A 1,514-nucleotide genomic window follows, 5' to 3' on the forward strand; every position below is an offset into this window, starting at 1 on the left:
GATAGACGGTATGAGGGCCTTGGGGCCGAAGGCCTCAAGCTGCAAACACATCGTGGGTTGCTGCTGCTGAGTTCACACTCTGCGGTAGCACCACATTGCAGATCAGGAGGCCTCCGGTGATTGTTCAGGGTACAAGTGTCGGATTGGATGTTCACGCACGCTCGGTGGTCGCTCATGCCATCGATGAAGACACCGGGCAGGTGATTCGGCAGACCTTGGTCCCCGATGCGGCGACCATCGTCAGCTGGCTACAAGGCCTGGCCCCGCCGGTGCGGGTGGCCTATGAGGCCGGTCCGACCGGCTTCGGATTGGCGCGGGCGATCACGGCGGCCGGGATGGGGTGTGTGGTTGCCGCGCCCTCGAAGCTGCAGCGGCCAGCCGGGGACCGCGTCAAGACCGATGCCCGAGACGCTGCACACTTGGCGAAGTTGCTGCGCCTGGGCGAAGTGGTGGCGGTCAGTGTTCCTGAGGTGGGCACCGAAGCCGCACGGGATCTGGTCCGCGCCCGCGAGGACGCCCGCAGCGACCTGATGCGCGCTCGGCATCGATTGTCCAAACTGCTTCTGCGACAGGGGATCGTCTACTCCGGCGGGAAACCCTGGACCGGTGTTCATCAGCGGTGGCTGCAGCGTCAACGTTTCGAGCTGCCGCTGCTGCAAGCCGCCTTCGACAACGACCTGGACGCGGTGTTGAGCGTGACCGCCCGCCGTGACCGCCTCGATGAGCTGATCGAACAGACCGCGGCCACCGATCCGTGGCAGGCGGTGGTCACCCGGCTGTCGTGTTTGCGGGGTGTGTCGACGCTGACCGCGTTCGCTCTGGCGGTCGAGATCGGCGACTGGTCACGGTTTAGCGGCGCCACGATCGGCTCCTACGCAGGATTGGTGCCCTCGGAATACTCGACCGGCGGGACCCGCAGTCAGGGATCGATCACCAAGGCCGGTAACGCCCACGTGCGGCGGCTACTGGTCGAGGCGGCCTGGCAACACCGACGCCCCTACGCCACACCCGGACAGACCATGCGCCGCCGGTGGGAGGCGGCCTCACCGGCTGCCCGCGCCCGTGGCCATGCCGGCAATCGTCGGCTACACAAGCGCTGGCAACAATTCGACCGCCGCAGCAAACATCCCTGCGTGGCCAACACCGCGATCGCTCGTGAGCTCGCCGGCTGGTGCTGGTCGCTGGCGGTGCTCGACGACTAACCAGCACTGACCCACAATCTTGGCCACCCGTCGCGGGACTCCCGCTGTGGTGAACAGGGAACGAATCCACGGCGTCGCTATGTGCGCCAGCACTTTTGGGTGCACGGTACGCACGTTTACATAGACCCGTCGGCCAGCGTTTTCATCTCCTGTCGAACACCGTTGAGCGGTAACCAACCCGCGTATATCAGTCCGACAACACCGTCGCGAGTAACGACCACCACACACCGCGGCGGGTGGCCAACCCCACAACAGCCCCTGAGAAGGAGGCAATTTCGCCATGGGACTTGACAGAGCAGCACTACATATCAG

Annotated in this window: 1 protein-coding gene; it reads left to right on the forward strand. The window is 65.1% G+C overall.

Annotated elements, in window-relative coordinates; all coding sequences use genetic code 11:
- The first annotated feature begins 116 nt into the window (after nt 1–116).
- Nucleotides 117–1,202 carry an IS110 family transposase gene (locus tag Q9R39_RS24605; protein WP_091344265.1) on the forward strand — a complete coding sequence of 362 codons (1,086 nt, stop codon included), beginning with the start codon at nt 117–119 and terminating at the stop codon, nt 1,200–1,202.
- Nucleotides 1,203–1,514: the final 312 nt, after the last annotated feature.

The organism is Gordonia sp. AC31, from assembly GCF_031844505.1.
Lineage (GTDB): Bacteria > Actinomycetota > Actinomycetes > Mycobacteriales > Mycobacteriaceae > Gordonia > Gordonia hongkongensis.